This window comes from Klebsiella sp. R390 (assembly GCF_051131745.1).
Classification (GTDB): domain Bacteria; phylum Pseudomonadota; class Gammaproteobacteria; order Enterobacterales; family Enterobacteriaceae; genus Klebsiella.
On sequence record NZ_CP180445.1, the window covers coordinates 1,358,702 to 1,375,489 of the forward strand.

Consider the following 16,788-nt stretch of genomic DNA (forward strand, 5'->3'; position numbering starts at 1 on the left):
GCAGGTAACGGGAGAAGCTGGATGAGTAAAGTGGTGGTGATCACGGGCGGTGGAACCGGCATCGGCGCCGCCTGCGCGCGGCAGATGTCGGCGGCGGGCGATACGGTATTTATTATTGGCCGCCGCCTCGCCCCTCTGCAGGCCCTGGCGCAAGAGACCGGCGCGCTGGCATTGACCGGCGATGCCGCCAGCGGTAGCGACTGGCAGAACCATCTGCTGCCGGCCATCCTCGCGCAAGCGGGCGGTATCGACGTCTTACTGTGCTGCGCCGGCGGGATGGGCAACAGCGCGGCGGCGCAGACCAGCGACCAGCAGTGGCGTCAGGCACTGGAGAGCAATCTCGACAGCGCTTTCGCCAGCGTCCGCGCCTGCCTGCCGTCGCTGATTGCCCGCCGTGGCAACGTGCTGTTTGTCGCCTCGATCGCCTCTCTCGCCGCCGGGCCTGAGGCCTGCGGCTATGTCACGGCCAAACATGCGCTGATCGGCCTGATGCGTTCAGTTGCCCGGGATTATGGCCCGCAGGGCGTACGCGCCAACGCTATCTGCCCCGGCTGGGTCACCACGCCGATGGCCGATGAGGAGATGCAGCCGCTGATGGCCGCCCAGGGTATCAGCCTTGAGCAGGCCTATCGCCAGGTGTGTCGCGATGTGCCGCTGCGCCGCCCGGCCAGCGCCCAGGAGATAGCCCTCACCTGTCAGTTTCTCTGCTCTGAACATGCATCGATCATCAGCGGTGCCACCCTGGTTGCCGACGGCGGCGCCAGCGCGGTGGATGTCCCGACCCTGGCGTTCTCTTCCCCTTAGTCAATAAACAAAAAGGAACTCACATGACCGCAGAAGCCGTATTTATTCAGGTCGGCGCCCTGGCCGATGGTTTTGCCCCGCACGGCAACGTATTACCCGTCGCCACGTTACCCGCCGGGGAATCCCTGACCTTTTATCTGCCGGATGGTACCCGCCATCAGCTGCAAATTACCGATGCGCACAGCGTTATCTGGAACGGGCAGCCGGTTGCCGGGCGCATCACCGCCCTGCGCCCCGACGTGCTGTTTATCGACTTTCTCGATCCCGACCAACGGCATGCCAGCATCAGCGCGGTGTGCAATCTGACGCAACAGAACGCCACTCTGGTTTACGGCGCGCTGCCCACCGAGCAGGCTGCGCGCCTGGATGCCTTCAGCCGCGTCGAGCAGGGTCTGCCGCTGACGTCGGTTGAGGTGAACTTTCATTTTGCCCGCCTGAACCACGAACCGGGGCCGCTGCCGGCCTTTACCGGGGCGTTAGTGGGGATGCGCAATCAGTACACCTACAGCCCGACCGAGCGCTACGAACATATTTATCTCAACGATAATTTTTATGCCTGGCAGTGTCTGGATGGGGTGGAAAAGGGGCTGGCGGATGTCGATCGCTGTCATTACGTGGCGGTTGCCGACGATCTTTATCTGTTCGTCTGGCGCGAGAAAATTATACCGACGCTGGGGGTGATCCTTATCGATCTACAACAAATGCGCACCGACGGTAAAATTCTGGGCTATCAGGGAAGCGACTTTGCCGCCCTGAGCAATTTCCCGGTCGGAGCCCGCGCGCAGATTCTGAATGTAACGGATCATTCGGCCTGAGAAAAATACCGGAGCCCGGCGGCTCCGGTACACGCGGCCATCAGGCGCTGGCAATTTCCAGACGCGCCAGCTGCGCGGCGTTGAGCGTCAGCTGCGCCGCACGAGCAAAGCTTTCCACCTGAGCCACGCTGGTCGCACTGGCGATCGGCGCACTCACGCCTTCACGATGCATCAGCCAGGCCAGCGCGACTTCAGCGGGTTTCGCCTTGTGCTGGGCGGCCACCTCATCCAGAGTATCGAGAATCCGCATACCGCGCGGGTTGAGATATTTGCCAATGCCGCCACCGCGCTGGCTTTGCGTCAGATCGGACTGCTGGCGGTATTTACCGGTTAAAAAGCCGGAAGCCAGGCTGTAGTAGGTGACGACGCCAATATCGCGCGTGGTGCACAGGTCGCACAGCGCGCCTTCAAACGCCGAACGGTGATAAAGATTGTACTCCGGTTGCAGTACCTGCCAGGCCGGCAGCCCCTCTTTGCGAGCCACCTCCAGCGCGGCGGAAAGCTGCAGCGCATCAAGATTGGACGCGCCGGTAGCGCGGATTTTCCCGCTCTGCTGCAGGGCATGGAACGCTTCTAATGTCTCAGCAACCGGCGTTTCCGGGTCCGGCCAGTGGGCAAAATAGAGGTCGATATAATCGGTATTCAGACGGCACAGCGATGCTTCCACCGCCTGTTGGATCCAGGCTTTCTTCAACCCTTTTTGCCTCGGAAGCCCTAAATCAGCCCCCACTTTGGTGAAGATTTTCACCTTATCGCGCATGCCGGGACGCGCCTGCAGCCAGCGGCCGATAATGGTTTCAGATTCGCCGCCCTGATTGCCATCCACCCAGCGGGAGTAGACATCGGCGGTATCAATGGCGTCAAAGCCGTGATCAACGAAAGCATCAAGAATGGCAAAACTGGTTTTCTCATCGCAGGTCCAACCAAAAACGTTGCCGCCAAAGACCAGCGGGGCGATGGAAAATCCGGTTTTGCCCAAGGGACGTGTATTCATGCCGTTCACTCCTTATCGCTTATATTCTGCATCCTTCGGTACACCACAAGGGCTGGTAAAGGACAATCTGGGATACTAAGAAAAGGAATCTTGAGGCGGGCTAATCCGTGCCCGCCGGACGCATTACCACATTATGTTCCGGAATAGACGTCAAAGCTAAAATATTTACCCGACAGTTTTTTATAGGTCCCGTCGGCAAGAATGGCGGCAATCGCGCCGTTAATTTCCTGACGCAGGGCGTCGTCTTCTTTGCGCAGGCCGATCGCCGCACCGGCGCCGAACAGCGTATTATCCTGCAGACTTCCGCCGACGAAGGCGAAATCTTTGCCCTGAGGCTGCTGCAGGAAGCTATAGTCCGCCATCATCCCGGACAGTACCGCGCCATCGATACGCCCGGATTCCAGATCCCGCACCACGCTGTCAGCCCCCTGATAGGCCACGATATTGATGCCCGCCGGACGCCAGTGCTGGTTAACGTAGGTTTCCTGCGCCGACCCTTGCTCGACGCCGATGGTTTTGCCTTTCAGCTGCTCCGGCGTATTGCCCGTCAGGGTGTTTTTACGCGCCACGAGGAACACCGGGCCGTTGTACAGCTTGTCGGTAAAGCCAATCTGTTCTTTACGCTTTTCGGTCATATACATGCCGGAGAGAATGGCGTCGAATTTGCGCGCCTTCAGCGCCGGGATAATGCCGTCGAAATTGCTCTCGACCCACACGCATTTCGCCTTGAGCTGCGCGCAGATCGCGTTGCCTAAATCAATATCGAACCCCGCCAGCTTGCCCTGCGGGTCTTTCCATTCAAAGGGCGCGAAAGTGGGATCGACGCCAAAGCGAATTTCCTTTTGCCCTGCGGCCAGCACCGATGTTGACGCCATCAGCGCAACCCACAGCAGAAGAGATTTTTTCATTTTTTATCAACTCCAGAGATCAACGGCAGTGTGTTTCAACTAACCGGGCGAAGAATGACGCGCCGGTGGTAATAATGTCATCGTTAAAGTCATAGCCAGGGTTATGCACCATGCAGCTCCCTTTACCGCCCTTCTCGCCGTTGCCCAGCAGGAAGTAGCAGCCGGGACGCGCCTGCAGCATAAAAGCAAAATCTTCGCTGGCGTTCATCGGGGCCACCGAAGGCAGCACCTGCTCGGGGCCAAAGACCTCCAGCGCCAGCGATCTGGCGAACGCCGTCTCCGCATCGCTATTGGTCAGCACCGGATAAGAGTCGTAGACCGCAACCTCGCTGGTTGCGCCATAGCTTTTAGCTGTGAAGTCAGCGATCTCGTGGATGCGTTTAATCAGCAGATCGCGCACTTCCGGCTTCATCGCGCGCACGGTCAGCTCCATCACCGCGCTTTCCGGGATGACGTTGGAAGCAATACCGGCCTGGAAGGTCCCAACGGTGACGACCGCGGTTTCCCCCGGCGGCACGTTGCGGGCGACGATGCTTTGCAGCGACATCACCAACGCCGAACCGGCCACAATCGGGTCGATGGCACGTTCCGGATGGGCGCCGTGGCCGCCGTAACCGTGAATGGTTATCTTCACCGTATCCGCCGAGGCCATAAAGTTACCGGCATAGAAGCCCAGCTTGCCGACCGGCAGCCCCGGCATATTGTGCAGCGCGAACACGCTGTCGCAGGGGAAACGTTCAAACAGACCGTCTTTAATCATCAGGTCCGCGCCACCAATGGCCTCTTCCGCCGGCTGGAAAATCAGGTGCACGGTGCCGTTAAACTGGCAGGCTGGCGACGCAATATACTTCGCTGCCGCCAGCAGGATTGTGGTGTGCCCGTCATGGCCACAGGCGTGCATTTTCCCAGGGACAGTGCTGGCCCACGGCAGTTCGGTGGTTTCAAAGATCGGCAGCGCGTCCATGTCAGCGCGCAGCCCAATCGTGCGCCCCGGCAGGCCTTTTGTTAATGAGCCCACCACGCCGGTTTTACCCAATTCGCGCGTGACCGCGTAGCCCCATTCAGCCAGTTTTTCCGCCACCAGCTCGCTGGTATTAAACTCCTCCAGACTTAATTCCGGGTTGGCATGTAAATAATGACGGATCGCAATCATTTCATCTTCAGCGGCTTTAATTTCTGGAATCACAAAATCGGTCATGCCGGTCTCCGGGAATAAGGAATACATATCCTGAATAAATCAGGCTTAAGCGAAAAAGTTGGAAGCAGTAGAGTCAACGAACAGGTTCAGACTAATTAACTTATCTGGATAACTATTTAATGCAAGTAGGATTTCTGATTTCTGCAACCGACCTCATCGCATTTACTCATGATTATTCAGCATGTTATCTTTCCGCCTTGTTAAAAATAAGGCAGCCATAATGCCGCGAATCAACACGAATCACCCACGCCATAAATTCGGTATTTTTCAGTCAAAAAGACCAGAGTTAAGCCTAAATTTAAATATAAACTTTTAATATTTGGATTATTAACGCGTTTTTACTCTACGATCATCGGTCTTAAATCAGCGCATCATTAGCAGGGATGAATTCAGATAGCGTCATGGTTGCAGGACACACAGACGCGCTCACCACGTGGCGTTATGCAGGCCCCGTGAGGGAGAGAGATAATGACAGCGCTTTATGAATGACCTGCCGAATACAGTAGAACTCAATAATGAAATATCAGGCTCTTATCCTTGCATCAGCACTGGCGATTGCCGGCTGTAGCGCACAGGGCGACACTGCCAGTCAGCAACGCGCCAGTATCCAGAAAATACGTAATGACACGCTGAGCAAACTCTATACGCTGCACCCGGAAGCACGCAGCGATATTCAGCACTCCGACGGCTATGCGGTATTTTCCAGCAACAGCAGCAAAATTTTAGTCTTCGGATTTGGTAGCGGCTATGGCGTGGTAAAAAATACCCACACCGGCAAAGATACCTATATGAAAATGGCCCAGGGTGGCGCGGGCCTTGGAATAGGCGTGAAGCAGCAGCGGACCGTGCTGGTATTCCATGATAAAGAGGCGCTGAATCACTTTATCACCAAGGGTTACGTGGTCGGAGCCGATGCCAACGCGGCCGCCAAATATGACGATAAAGGCGTTGCCCCGGTCGCCGCGTCGGCCAACGGCGTAGCGAAAGACACCGCTTCGCTGCCGTCGAAGGTAAATGTTTACGAAATCACCGAGAAAGGCTTAGCCGCGCAGGCGATGCTCAATGGCTATAAATACTGGCCAGATGACGAGCTAAACAAGTAATCATCATTATGGTCAGCGCAAGGGGTTGTCATGCAACCTCTTGCGTCAGCCTGTGCTCAAAATAAAGCCCCCGTCGACAGTATTCAGATTTTAACTCTTTCAAATAACTTCCAGCGCTGGCGTAAAAAATCCCGATTAATCGCTCTGCGTGTCGGAGTGATAACGTTGCCATGGTACTGCTGTAAATCAGGATCGGCGGCCAGCGCCCTGGCTGTGAAATAGAGGCGAAGGGATTGCGGATCGATTGCGCAGAAACCCGCGTCAAAAAGTGCGTGAATATCCGTACGCATCCACAGACCGTTGGTATAGTGATCGACTCCACCATGGCGGTGCTCAACCAGATGGGCTGCCTGGCAGCGCTGCGTCAGCGTTGCCCCCGTCACGACGCACGTTCCGCGGCAGTTGAGACGCACGCTGGCAGCAAAAGCGGCCTGGTCAGGCCGACTCAACATCTGTACAGCGGCCCCTTTTCGTTTCACTGGCAGGCGTACCGGCACAGAAATCGGCTCCTGCCAGTCTTGTATCGGCGTCGCTATCGGGGTTGATGCTATCGGCGTTGGTGCTGGCGTGACCTCTGCTAAAAAAGCATTAATAAGCTCACGGGGAGTCAATGCTTCATTACGCCGCTGAAAACACCACATACTGAATGCATGTCTCTGACCGGCAGGAATGTGCTGAATAATCAGCGCCCCTAACTCCGCCACGTGGCGCTTTTTGGCAGCGCTGGCAGACGGATTGAGAGGTGTCGGAGCAGCGTTAGTCGTCGCTTTATTGACGGCTGTTGATGTGCTCGCCGCCGGGGTTACACTATGGGTCGTGCCGCGAAGCGAATGAAGCCCCTGTTTTGCCAGCTTACGGGCTTTTTTACGCGCGGTTCTGGCCTGCTGCTCCGTCATGGTTTGTGGAATGGGTTCGCCATTCGGGGAGATACTGGTGCGAATTTCGGCTAAGAGTGCATTTTGCTCCGCAATGCTCAGCGTCGCTTCCGGCTGGCCCGCTCCAGTCTGACGGGGTGCCAGCTTAGAGTCCATTATCCTGCGGATCCGTTCCTGTACTTCACGACGGCGGCGCTCAACGCGCCCGGGAGACATTGTTTGTTTCTTTTTCTTCTTTTTGGTGGTGCCAGCGGTATGTTGCGGGGAAGTCGTGTCGTTCATTTTATTCGCGGTTTTCAGTTAATGCCTCGGTGCCACAGCGCAAATCATCTGCGTCACCTTCTCTGCATCGTTCCATCCATGGGAATTATGATCGGTTATCGAAGATAAAACGACAATATATTTCACCGCTGACGACTCGCACTGTGGCCGTCGCTATTTACTCGGTATCAACGGCAGGGGTCAGATAAAATATAAGGGCAGCCTTGTCAAATAGCACAAAGCTGCCCTGGGGGATGGCGTGAAATACCGGCTGACTATCGCTTAGTGCGACAATAACCCGTTCACCAGAATCGAGGTGATGATGCCGCTTGCCGCCGCAATCAGCACATAGTTGCCGTCGATATAGGACCAGTGCTGGCCCTGCGGAGGGGCCGGCAGACCGCGAGCGTTCCAGTCATTCACCCGATAATCGTTGCCGCGGTAATGTTCCGGTGCCGGCTGTCCTTTACGGAAATCATGGCCATTCCACGCAAAGTGGTCTTGCTCATGACGATCCTGATGCGGCTTACTTTGTCCACGGTTATCGGCGTGCTGGTCGCGGCCAGGGCCACGATTATCACCGCCCTGACGATGGTTGTCGCCGTTGCCCTGAGGACCATTATTACCGGGCCCCTGCTGGCGATGAGCATCCTGGCCACCACGATTGTCGCCCTTCTGCCACTCTTGCTGTTGGCCGGGTTTGTAGCTGTCATTCGGGCCATCGGCGTAGGCCAGCGAACTGAACGCACACGCTAACATGACGGCGAGAGAAATCATCTTTTTCATAGTACACCTCCTGATATGGCTTTATTTTTACCGCCAGAATGTGGAGGAATAGTGAGTATCAGGATATCCAGGAGGATTCCTGGCTGATTTGAAGCGCGTGAAACCAGCCGCCGCGGCGAACCGAAAAAAACTCTCGGCAATAAAAAAGGCCGCTTTCGCGGCCTTTATCAGGGACATCTTCAGTACAGAACAGATTCAGTGACGTTGATTATTCAGAGACTTTATTTTTTAAGTCTTCAGCGCCCTTTTTGGTATCGTCCCAGCCTTTAGCTGCGCCATCTTTGGTGGCATCCCACCCTTTTTCAGTGGCGGCTTTGGTTTTATTCCAGCCTTTTTCCGTGCCTTCTTTGGTTTTATCCCAGCCCTTTTCCGTCCCTTCCTTGGTCTTATTCCAGGTTTTTTGCGCGCCTTCGCTCACCTGGCTGCCGACGCTATCGCTTTTGCCTTGCGCCGCATGTTCGGATTTCAGCTTCAGCTCATCGCCCTCGTTCTGGGCCTGATGCAGTTTTTCCTTGGCGGTATTCGCCTGTTCATGAGCCGTCGCGACGGTATCATCAGTTGCGTGTGTTGTCGCAGCAAAAACCGGGGCTGCTACCAGAATCGCAGATAATGCAATCATTGCTTTTTTCATCATGTCCTCTCTAACGTTCTTAATGTTATGAGTCACCTACAGCATGGCATAACATTCCGCTCATGACTTTAGGGATAGTTCTTAAAACTATTTAATGCGATTTTCACCCGTTTTCAGGCTGAAGCCCCTGCACTTCCGGTACGGGCCTATATCTTCCAGTAAGTTTGTAACATTCCATTAAAATCCATTTTCATATACCTGCTGTTTATTTTCATACGCGAATAATTATCAAAATCATTCTATTATAAATTGGCAACGGTACTCATTTATGGCAATAAAATCAGTAAGATCGCTCATATTTTTCACCGCGCTCATCGGCACGCCTTTGCTTGGCTACGCCAGCCAGTACCCGCTTACCGTCACCGACCTCGACGGCAGAACCATTACCCTCCAGCATGAACCACAGCGCATTATTTTACAGGACGGACGGGATCTGATGGCGCTGGCGCTACTGGACCGCGATAACCCGTTTAAACGGGTGGTGGCGTGGAATAATCTTGCGAAAAAACAGGATATTGCCACCTGGGAGATGCTCAAGCAAAAGTGGCCGCAGTCGGCCACGATTCTGGATATGGGGTTTAGCGACAAAGGCAATGTTGACCTGGAAAGCGTGCTCTCCCGCCAGCCAGACCTGATGATTGCCCAGCTGCGTGCGAAGCCGGCGCTGACGGAAAGCGGCATTATCAGCAAACTGGCGGCGTTGAACATACCGGTGCTGTTTGTCGATTATGAGATCAATCCAGCCAGGGACACCGCACCCAGCATCGACCTGTTAGGCCAGGTCCTCAACCGCGAAAGCAACGCCAAAGCCTATACCGACTACTACCGCCAGCATCTGCAGGCCATTGTGCAGAAAACGGCGGCTATCACCCCGAAAGCAACGGTGTTTGTTGAAGCACTGGCCGGGAATAGCGACGCCTGCTGCTTCACCCATGGTCATAGCGGCTGGGGCGGTCTGGTCGAGGCGGTGGGCGCCAATAATATTGGCTCACAGGTGCTGCCCGGTGCCTCCGGCTTTGTGTCGCTGGAAAAAATTATCAGCATGAAGCCCGACGCTTACATCATGACCGGTTCCAAACGCGGCAACAGCCAGGTTCTGCCGCTGGGTTATCAGGTCAACCCGCAGACGGTTAATGACCAGGCTCAGGTACTGCTGTCACGCACCGGCGTCAGCACTATCCCGGCGGTAAAAGCCCAGCACGCTTACGGGGTTTATCACCATTTCTACAACCACCCGTGGAATATCGTCGGGATGGAGTATCTGGCGAAAGATATCTATCCGCAGTCCTTTAGCACCCTCGATCCGAATGAGACCTACCACTACATCGTGCGCCATTTCACCACCCTGCCCGATCTGCCGTTCGTCTTTTCCTGGAAACAAGGTGAGTAACCCCGCATGAGTTCAGCCACCGAACCCGGCATCCGCACGGCGACCGCCGACGCGGATGACGTCATGACGCACTACCGCCGCATCCTGCGCCGCCGCCTCGGCCTGATGCTGGTCCTGTTACTGTTGATTGTCGCGTCCCTGCTGCTCGACTTCGTCCTCGGGCCGTCCGGACTCTCGCTGCATACCCTGTGGCAAACGCTGACCGCTCCCGGCAGCACCGGCGCCGGAACCGAGGTAATTGTCTGGGACATCCGCCTGCCTTACGCGCTGATGGCGGTGGTAGTCGGCCTCGCGCTGGGGCTTGCCGGGGCCGAGATGCAGACCATCCTCAATAATCCCCTCGCCAGCCCTTTCACCCTCGGCGTTTCCTCAGCGGCGGCATTTGGTGCGGCACTGGCCATCGTGCTGGGGATCGGTCTCCCCGGCATCCCCGCCCAGTGGTTTGTCTCAGCCAACGCCTTTATCTTCGCCCTGCTGGCGGCGCTGCTGTTGGACGGCATCACCCGCTGGACCCAGGTCGCCACCTCAGGAGTGATTCTGTTTGGTATCGCGCTGGTCTTTACCTTCAACGCGCTGGTGTCGATGCTGCAGTTTGTCGCTAACGAAGATACTCTGCAGGGCCTGGTGTTCTGGACCATGGGCAGTATCGATCGCGCCTCGTGGCAAAAAGTCGGGATTTTGCTGGCGGTGCTGGCGGTGGTGATGCCCCTGTCGATGCTCAACGCCTGGAAACTGACCGCACTGCGCCTCGGTGAAGACCGGGCCATCAGCTTTGGTATTCACGTCCGCCGCCTGCGTCTGACCACGCTGCTACGCATCAGTATTCTGTCGGCGCTGTCGGTAGCCTTCGTTGGGCCGATTGGCTTTATCGGGCTCGTGGCCCCCCATATCGCGCGCCTGATGTTTGGCGAGGATCACCGGTTTTATCTCCCCGCCAGCGCCTGTATCGGGGCACTGGTGCTCTCGCTGGCGTCGGTAGCCTCGAAAAATCTGCTCCCCGGCGCCATTATTCCGGTCGGCATCGTCACCTCGCTGGTTGGCGTCCCCTTCTTCCTGAGCATTATTTTGCGCCATCGGGGGAACGTATGAGCCAGCATGACCCGGTAGCAACCGGACTGACCATCGGCCATTTCAATGCCGGTTATCCCAAACGCCAGGTGATCCGCGACCTCACGGTTCGCCACCTGCCACGCGGCAAAATTACCGCCCTGCTCGGCCCTAACGGCAGCGGTAAATCGACCCTGATGCGGGCCATCGCGGGTCTCGGTCCCTCCACGGGGGAACTGTCGCTGGCCGGGGAAAATCTGCTGACGCTGCCGTTCGCCCGGCGGGCGGAAAAAGTGGTCTACCTGCCGCAAACCTTGCCGGCCGGGGTGCATCTGCATGTACTGGAGTCGATTATCGTCGCCCAGCGTGCGGCCGGCGGTCTTCGCCAGGCAGATAACCCGGCAGAAGTGATGTCTCTGCTGCGCCTGCTGGGCATTGAGCATCTGGCGCTCAGCTACCTTGATCAGCTTTCAGGCGGGCAAAAACAGCTCGTCGGTCTGGCCCAGTCGCTGATCCGCCAGCCGGCATTACTGCTGCTCGATGAGCCCCTTAGCGCACTGGACTTAAACTATCAGTTCCACGTGATGGACCTGGTGCGTAAGGAGACGCGCCGTCGGCATATCACCACCCTGGTGGTGGTGCATGATATTAATATTGCCCTGCGGCATGCCGATCATGTCGTGATGCTAAAAGAGGGGCGACTGCTGGCCGATGGCCCGCCGTCCCAGGTCATTACGCCGGAAATTTTAGCCGCGGTGTATGGCGTTCGTGGTCGCGTGGAACCCTGTTCACAGGGGATCATGCAGGTGATTATTGACGGTCTGGCCACCCCAGCGGGATAAACAAACGGCCCGGGTTTTATCGCCCGGGCCGTTTGTCGTCTGCCGATTAATGGTCGAGATAGAGATAGTTTTCCCAGCTCTTCATGCGGATCAGGATCTTTCTGATCAGCAGCAGCTCTTTCATATGGTCGGAGTAGACCGCCGCTTCAACCGTCGCCCCTTGCGGCAGGGTGTAGTTTTTGAAGCGGTCGTCGGTGACTTTCATGACCACCAGCGCACGCCCCTGGGTGTTTAACGCCGCGGTCGTCAGCAGTTTTCCCTGCCCCTGGAACTGGCTTTCACCAATTGCCGGCAGTACAGCAGCCACTTCGCCCTGGAAGACGGTACCCGGGATCGCCGGGAACATCAGCTCAGCCGTTTCACCTTTTTCCAGGCGCTGCAGTGAGTTCTGACGAAAGGCGGCCACGTACAGTCTGTCTGCAGGTGCCACCATCGGCACAAACGTCATCACCGGCGCCAGTCCCAGCGCGGTCGACATGGTGCCTGGACGCAGGCCAACGGTGCTGACATAACCGTCGGATGGCGCACGCACCACGGTGTTGTCGAGTTTAAACTGAGCCTTTCGCAACTGCGCCAGCAGCGAGGCGACGGTGGTATTCTCCCCGTTCACAACCGAGTTCAAATCGTTCTTCGACCGCACCACTTCAGCCTGTGCGGCCTTGACGCTGGCCTCATCCGCTTTCCAGGTTTGAAGGCGGGTATCCACCATCTGATCGGAAAAGGCGCCTTTGTTGTGCCCTTCCTGATAACGCGCATATTCCCGCTGCGCCTGGTCGCGTTCAGCCACCGCTTTATTCAGGTTGGCCTGCGCGCTGTTCAGTGCAGAATTCAGCGACAGCGCGTTCTGGCTGGCCTGTTTAACCTGCGCTTCCAGATCGTCCACTTTCGACTGATATGGCGTCGGGTCGATGGTAAACAGGATGTCATCTTTATGCAGCATCTGATTGGCTTTCACCGGCACCGTTAAGACACGACCGCGCACCTGTGAAACAATCGGGACGGTACGAAAGACCTGATTCCCCACCTCGGTAAACGGCGCATTATAATTCATGCCAAAAATCACCCCACCAATCAGGATAACGCCGCCCAATACCGCGGTCGGCACCGTCCATTTATTTAACGGAATGCGAAATATTTTAAATATCGCAATACACAGTGCGGCATAGGTCAGAAGCATTAACGTTTCCATTATTTTGCCTCCTTCTCTTTCAGCAGCGTTAATTCCTGCTGGACCCCGTCAAGGCGGGCCAGTACCGTTTCAAGACGCTGATGCAGATCGTCCTGGTTATCTTCGATTCTTTTCATGCCCCAGCCGCGGTCATCGCGCCACAGGGTGGCCCAAATCCACAGCAGCGGCCACAGCACGTGCAGAGTGAATAAGCTCACCCAGCCTGCATAATGGATCGCATCCTGATGCGGGTGGTTTCTTTTTTTCGCAATTTCATAAGGGATATCGTGAATAACAATGATCCCGTAAAACAGGATCAGGACTACCGCAACCAGGATAGCCAATGCTACGTAATCCAGGGTCATAGAATAACTCCAGAGTAAATTTAAAATAAAACAGAAAGCTGAATTAAGATGTAGCGATCCCAGGAAATAATTAATTGTTATTTCCTGCTCAGCTATTAATCAGAATTTTTCAGGGATTTTCCGGTCAATAGAAATAAGCTGCCCTTTTTTCACCGTAATATATCCTCCCGCTTTTAACGCCGCCAGCACCTGATAAACATAGCTTCTTGAAAGGTTCGTTCGTTTAATAATAAACGCGGACAAGCTTTCACGTTTTCCGGTATCAATTTCGTTGCGATACAGATAACGAAACAGCATCGACCTGATGGTCTGAAACCCCGATAAGTTGCCTCTTTCATTGCTGGCATCCAGCACAAAGATGCCCATATAGATCAGAATCGTGGCCAGCTCTTTCATATACCGCGGCGACGAGTGATAGAAAATGCGTTCAAAATCGCTAGCGGTGATTTTGCTAAAGCGGCAATGTTCCTTGCACTGGTAGACGAATTCAACCGGCGGGCAATAGTGCTCCAGCAGGCCCAGCGGCATATTTTCGATAACAATGCCCAGCAGGTTTTGCTCATCGTCAACGGCAAGGGTCATTTGCCCTTCCAGCACAAAGTAGATAAACCCCTCTGCGGGCTGGAAACGCTCGCCGGCGGCCAGCTCCACAGACTCGCCACAGGCGATAACCTCAGGCAAGTGGGTCGTGAGCTCCAGCGTCTGGTAAAAAGAGTGGATATTGCCAAAACGACTCGTCATCTTATCGTGCGCTCTCCTTTACCAACCGGTAGCGGGCAAATTATTGCTGCACAAAATATACAGAAGAACCTCAGGCAGTAAAAGTCCACAGCTGGAGTTCTGCCGCTACCGTCTTGTTTTATCGCCTCCACAGGCTCGTTTCTTGCCCTGCCTCGCACTTTATCAGCCACGGCATTCCGATCGCTGGCAGGCTATGCTTTAATTAGCTAAACCGTTTTAATTAAGTTTAGCAAGAAGGTGGAATGAACATGAAAACAAACGTATGGGTACTTGGCGACGCCGTGGTGGATTTGCTGCCGGAATCGGAAGGTCGCCTGCTGCAATGCCCCGGCGGCGCCCCGGCCAATGTCGCCGTCGGGATCGCCCGACTCGGCGGCCATAGCGGGTTTATCGGCCGCGTCGGCAACGACCCTTTTGGCCGCTTTATGCGTCACACCCTGCAACAGGAGCAGGTCAACGTCAGCTATATGCGGCTCGACGAGCATCATCGTACCTCTACCGTGGTGGTTGAGCTTGATTCAAGGGGCGAGCGAAGCTTCACCTTTATGGTACGCCCCAGCGCCGACCTGTTCCTGCAGCCGGACGACCTGCCAGTCTTTGCCGCCAACGAGTGGCTGCACGTCTGCTCGATCGCCCTCAGCGCCGAGCCCAGCCGCAGCACCACCTTCGCGGCAATGGAGCAGATCAAACAGGCCGGCGGACGGGTCAGTTTTGACCCCAATATCCGCCCGGACCTGTGGCAGGATCCGACGCAGCTGCACGCCTGTCTCGACCGCGCCCTACGCCTGGCGAATGTGGTAAAGCTCTCCGAAGAAGAGCTGGAATTGATCAGCGGCAGCCCTGATTTAGCCAAGGGCATCGCGATTCTGAGCCAGCGTTATCAACCCGATTTACTGCTGGTCACCCAAGGAAAAGCCGGCGTACAGGCAGTGTTCCAGCAGCAACGGGTGCACTTCAGCGCGAAGCCGGTGGTCAGCGTCGATACCACCGGAGCTGGAGACGCGTTTGTCGCCGGACTGCTCGCCAGCCTTGCCGCCCATGGGATGCCGGAGACGCTTGAGGCGCTGGAACCTACCATCACCCTCGCACAAACCTGTGGGGCGCTCGCTACCACCGCCAAAGGGGCGATGACCGCCCTGCCTTATCAGCACGATCTTCAGCGCCAGTTTTGATCCCCCGGGCCGCCCGTTGCGGCCCACTTTGTTGCATCCATCACAATTATTAAACCGGTTTAGCAAATTATATTCCCAGCGCGTAATTATCGCGTTTAACATAGCACCTAAACCGGTTTAGCAAAAAACACACAATCTTCATTTTCACTTTTGGGATGCGACCAGAATGTTCAAAAAAAGCACACTCGCAGTTCTTATCGCTTTGCTAACCGGCGCCGGATCAGCCCATGCGCAAACCGACCTCAGCAGCATCGAAGCACGTTTAATCGCGCTGGAAAAACGGTTGCAGGATGCAGAAAACCGGGCACAGACGGCGGAAAACCGCGCCGAGTCGGCAGAGAAAAAAGTCCAGCAATTGACCACTCAGCAGCAACAAACCCAGGACACCACCCAGGAGGTCGCGCAGCGTACCGCGAAACTGGAGAAAAAATCCGCCGAGACCAGCGGATTTGAGTTCCACGGCTATGCCCGTTCCGGGGTGATCATGAATGATTCCGGCGCCAGCACGCAGTCCGGGGCCTACATGACGCCGGCAGGGGAAACCGGCGGAGCCATCGGCCGTCTGGGCAACCAGGCCGACACCTATGTTGAAATGAATCTCGAACATAAACAGACCCTGGAAAACGGCGCGACGACCCGCTTCAAAGTGATGGTGGCCGACGGACAAAGCAGCTACAACGACTGGACGGCCAGCACCAGCGATCTCAACGTCCGCCAGGCGTTTGTCGAACTGGGTAACCTGCCCACCTTCGAAGGCCCGTTCAAAGGATCCACCCTGTGGGCCGGGAAACGCTTCGACCGCGACAACTTCGATATTCACTGGATCGATTCCGACGTGGTCTTCCTCGCCGGGACCGGCGGCGGGATCTATGACGTGAAGTGGAACGACAGCCTGCGCAGTAACTTCTCGCTTTACGGGCGCAACTTCGGCGATATCGATGAGGCCAGTAACAGCGTCCAGAACTACATCGTCACCATGAACAACTTCGCCGGACCGGTGCAGATGATGGTCAGCGGCTTGCGGGCGAAAGACAATGACGATCGTAAAGATACCAACGGTAATCTGGTGAAAGGGGACGCGGCAAATACCGGGGTGCATGCGGTGCTCGGTTTGCACAACGACAGTTTCTACGGCCTGCGTGAAGGCACCAGCAAAACCGCCCTGCTCTACGGACATGGGCTGGGTGCTGAAGTCAAAAGCATCGGTTCCGACGGCGCCCTGCGCCCGGGGGCCAATACCTGGCGCTTCGCCAGCTACGGCACTACGCCGCTCAGCAAAAACTGGGCTATCGCTCCGGCAATCCTCGCTCAGAGCAGCAAAGACCGCTATGTCGACGGCGACAGCTACCAGTGGGCAACCGTCAACATGCGCCTGATTCAGGAGATCAACCCGAACTTCGCGCTTGCTTACGAAGGTACCTATCAGTACATGGATCTCAAACCGGAAGGCTATAACGACCGCAATGCGGTGAACGGCAGCTTCTATAAACTCACCTTCGCCCCGACCTTCAAGGTCGGTAACATCGGTGACTTCTTCACCCGCCCGGAGATCCGTTTCTATACCTCGTGGATGGACTGGAGCAAAAAACTGGATAATTACGCCAGCGACGACTCGCTGGGCAGCAGCGGCTTTAAATCCGGCGGCGAATGGTCGTTCGGTATGCAGATGGAAACCTGGTTCTGATGAA

17 protein-coding genes are annotated in these 16,788 nt (G+C 56.1%); 8 read left to right on the plus strand and 9 right to left on the minus strand.

All coding sequences use genetic code 11. From position 1 onward, the window contains the following. The first annotated feature begins 21 nt into the window (after nt 1-21). Both ACMYSP_RS06335 and ACMYSP_RS06340 read left to right on the plus strand, forming a co-directional pair. The gene (locus tag ACMYSP_RS06335) at nt 22-804 is read left to right on the plus strand and encodes an SDR family NAD(P)-dependent oxidoreductase (RefSeq protein ID WP_434586024.1); all 783 of its coding nucleotides are present in this window, start codon (nt 22-24) and stop codon (nt 802-804) included. Between the two features lie 23 nt (nt 805-827). Further along, nucleotides 828-1,619, plus strand: coding sequence for a MoaF C-terminal domain-containing protein (locus ACMYSP_RS06340; protein ID WP_434586025.1), 792 nt, complete (start codon nt 828-830; stop codon nt 1,617-1,619). Between the two features lie 40 nt (nt 1,620-1,659). Here ACMYSP_RS06340 and ACMYSP_RS06345 read toward each other — a convergent pair whose 3' ends face one another. The 3 genes from ACMYSP_RS06345 to ACMYSP_RS06355 form a co-directional block, all read right to left on the minus strand. After that, nucleotides 1,660-2,613 (minus strand): aldo/keto reductase, encoded by a 954-nt coding sequence (locus tag ACMYSP_RS06345; RefSeq protein ID WP_434586026.1) that lies wholly within the window; start codon nt 2,611-2,613, stop codon nt 1,660-1,662. Nucleotides 2,614-2,744: 131 nt separating this feature from the next. Beyond that, a complete protein-coding gene (locus tag ACMYSP_RS06350) occupies nt 2,745-3,521 on the minus strand; it encodes an ABC transporter substrate-binding protein (protein WP_434586027.1) in 777 nt (258 codons plus the stop codon). A 19-nt stretch (nt 3,522-3,540) separates the two neighbouring features. Next, on the minus strand, nt 3,541-4,719 hold the full coding sequence (locus tag ACMYSP_RS06355; RefSeq protein WP_434586028.1) for a M20 aminoacylase family protein: 1,179 nt from the start codon (nt 4,717-4,719) through the stop codon (nt 3,541-3,543). 515 nt (nt 4,720-5,234) lie between these two features. Between ACMYSP_RS06355 and ACMYSP_RS06360 the strand changes: the two genes are divergently transcribed. Continuing rightward, nucleotides 5,235-5,822 carry a YSC84-related protein gene (locus ACMYSP_RS06360; RefSeq protein ID WP_434586029.1) on the plus strand — a complete coding sequence of 196 codons (588 nt, stop codon included), beginning with the start codon at nt 5,235-5,237 and terminating at the stop codon, nt 5,820-5,822. A gap of 83 nt (nt 5,823-5,905) precedes the next feature. Here the strand turns inward: ACMYSP_RS06360 and ACMYSP_RS06365 are convergent, their stop codons facing one another. From ACMYSP_RS06365 to ACMYSP_RS06375, 3 genes are all read right to left on the minus strand, one after another. Beyond that, the gene (locus tag ACMYSP_RS06365) at nt 5,906-6,979 is read right to left on the minus strand and encodes an HNH endonuclease (protein ID WP_434586030.1); all 1,074 of its coding nucleotides are present in this window, start codon (nt 6,977-6,979) and stop codon (nt 5,906-5,908) included. A gap of 261 nt (nt 6,980-7,240) precedes the next feature. After that, nucleotides 7,241-7,744 (minus strand): RcnB family protein, encoded by a 504-nt coding sequence (locus ACMYSP_RS06370; RefSeq protein ID WP_434586031.1) that lies wholly within the window; start codon nt 7,742-7,744, stop codon nt 7,241-7,243. A gap of 208 nt (nt 7,745-7,952) precedes the next feature. After that, a complete protein-coding gene (locus ACMYSP_RS06375; protein WP_434587028.1) occupies nt 7,953-8,375 on the minus strand; it encodes a hypothetical protein in 423 nt (140 codons plus the stop codon). A 268-nt stretch (nt 8,376-8,643) separates the two neighbouring features. On the opposite strand from ACMYSP_RS06375, the gene ACMYSP_RS06380 reads away from it, so the two are divergent. The 3 genes from ACMYSP_RS06380 to ACMYSP_RS06390 are packed head-to-tail and all read left to right on the plus strand — an operon-like array spanning nt 8,644 to nt 11,654. Beyond that, nucleotides 8,644-9,765: an ABC transporter substrate-binding protein gene (locus ACMYSP_RS06380; protein WP_434586032.1), complete on the plus strand. Its 1,122-nt coding sequence runs from the start codon at nt 8,644-8,646 to the stop codon at nt 9,763-9,765. Nucleotides 9,766-9,771: 6 nt separating this feature from the next. Next, nucleotides 9,772-10,854, plus strand: a complete 1,083-nt coding sequence (locus ACMYSP_RS06385) for a FecCD family ABC transporter permease (protein ID WP_434586033.1) — start codon at nt 9,772-9,774, stop codon at nt 10,852-10,854. Next, on the plus strand, nt 10,851-11,654 hold the full coding sequence (locus tag ACMYSP_RS06390; protein WP_434586034.1) for an ABC transporter ATP-binding protein: 804 nt from the start codon (nt 10,851-10,853) through the stop codon (nt 11,652-11,654). Before ACMYSP_RS06385 ends, ACMYSP_RS06390 begins: the two co-directional genes overlap by 4 nt. A 46-nt stretch (nt 11,655-11,700) precedes the next feature. Here ACMYSP_RS06390 and ACMYSP_RS06395 read toward each other — a convergent pair whose 3' ends face one another. The 3 genes from ACMYSP_RS06395 to ACMYSP_RS06405 form a co-directional block, all read right to left on the minus strand. Further along, on the minus strand, nt 11,701-12,843 hold the full coding sequence (locus ACMYSP_RS06395) for an HlyD family secretion protein (protein WP_434586035.1): 1,143 nt from the start codon (nt 12,841-12,843) through the stop codon (nt 11,701-11,703). Continuing rightward, entirely contained in the window at nt 12,843-13,187 is a 345-nt protein-coding gene (locus tag ACMYSP_RS06400) for a DUF3302 domain-containing protein (protein ID WP_434586036.1), read from the minus strand. The genes ACMYSP_RS06395 and ACMYSP_RS06400 overlap by 1 nt, the downstream gene beginning before the upstream one ends. Nucleotides 13,188-13,286: 99 nt before the next feature. Further along, nucleotides 13,287-13,928, minus strand: coding sequence for a helix-turn-helix domain-containing protein (locus tag ACMYSP_RS06405; RefSeq protein WP_434586037.1), 642 nt, complete (start codon nt 13,926-13,928; stop codon nt 13,287-13,289). Nucleotides 13,929-14,176: 248 nt separating this feature from the next. Here ACMYSP_RS06405 and ACMYSP_RS06410 point away from each other — a divergent pair, with 248 nt between their 5' ends. Next, nucleotides 14,177-15,100 (plus strand): aminoimidazole riboside kinase, encoded by a 924-nt coding sequence (locus tag ACMYSP_RS06410; RefSeq protein ID WP_434586038.1) that lies wholly within the window; start codon nt 14,177-14,179, stop codon nt 15,098-15,100. Between the two features lie 166 nt (nt 15,101-15,266). Next, entirely contained in the window at nt 15,267-16,784 is a 1,518-nt protein-coding gene (locus ACMYSP_RS06415; protein WP_434586039.1) for a carbohydrate porin, read from the plus strand. Nucleotides 16,785-16,788: the final 4 nt, after the last annotated feature.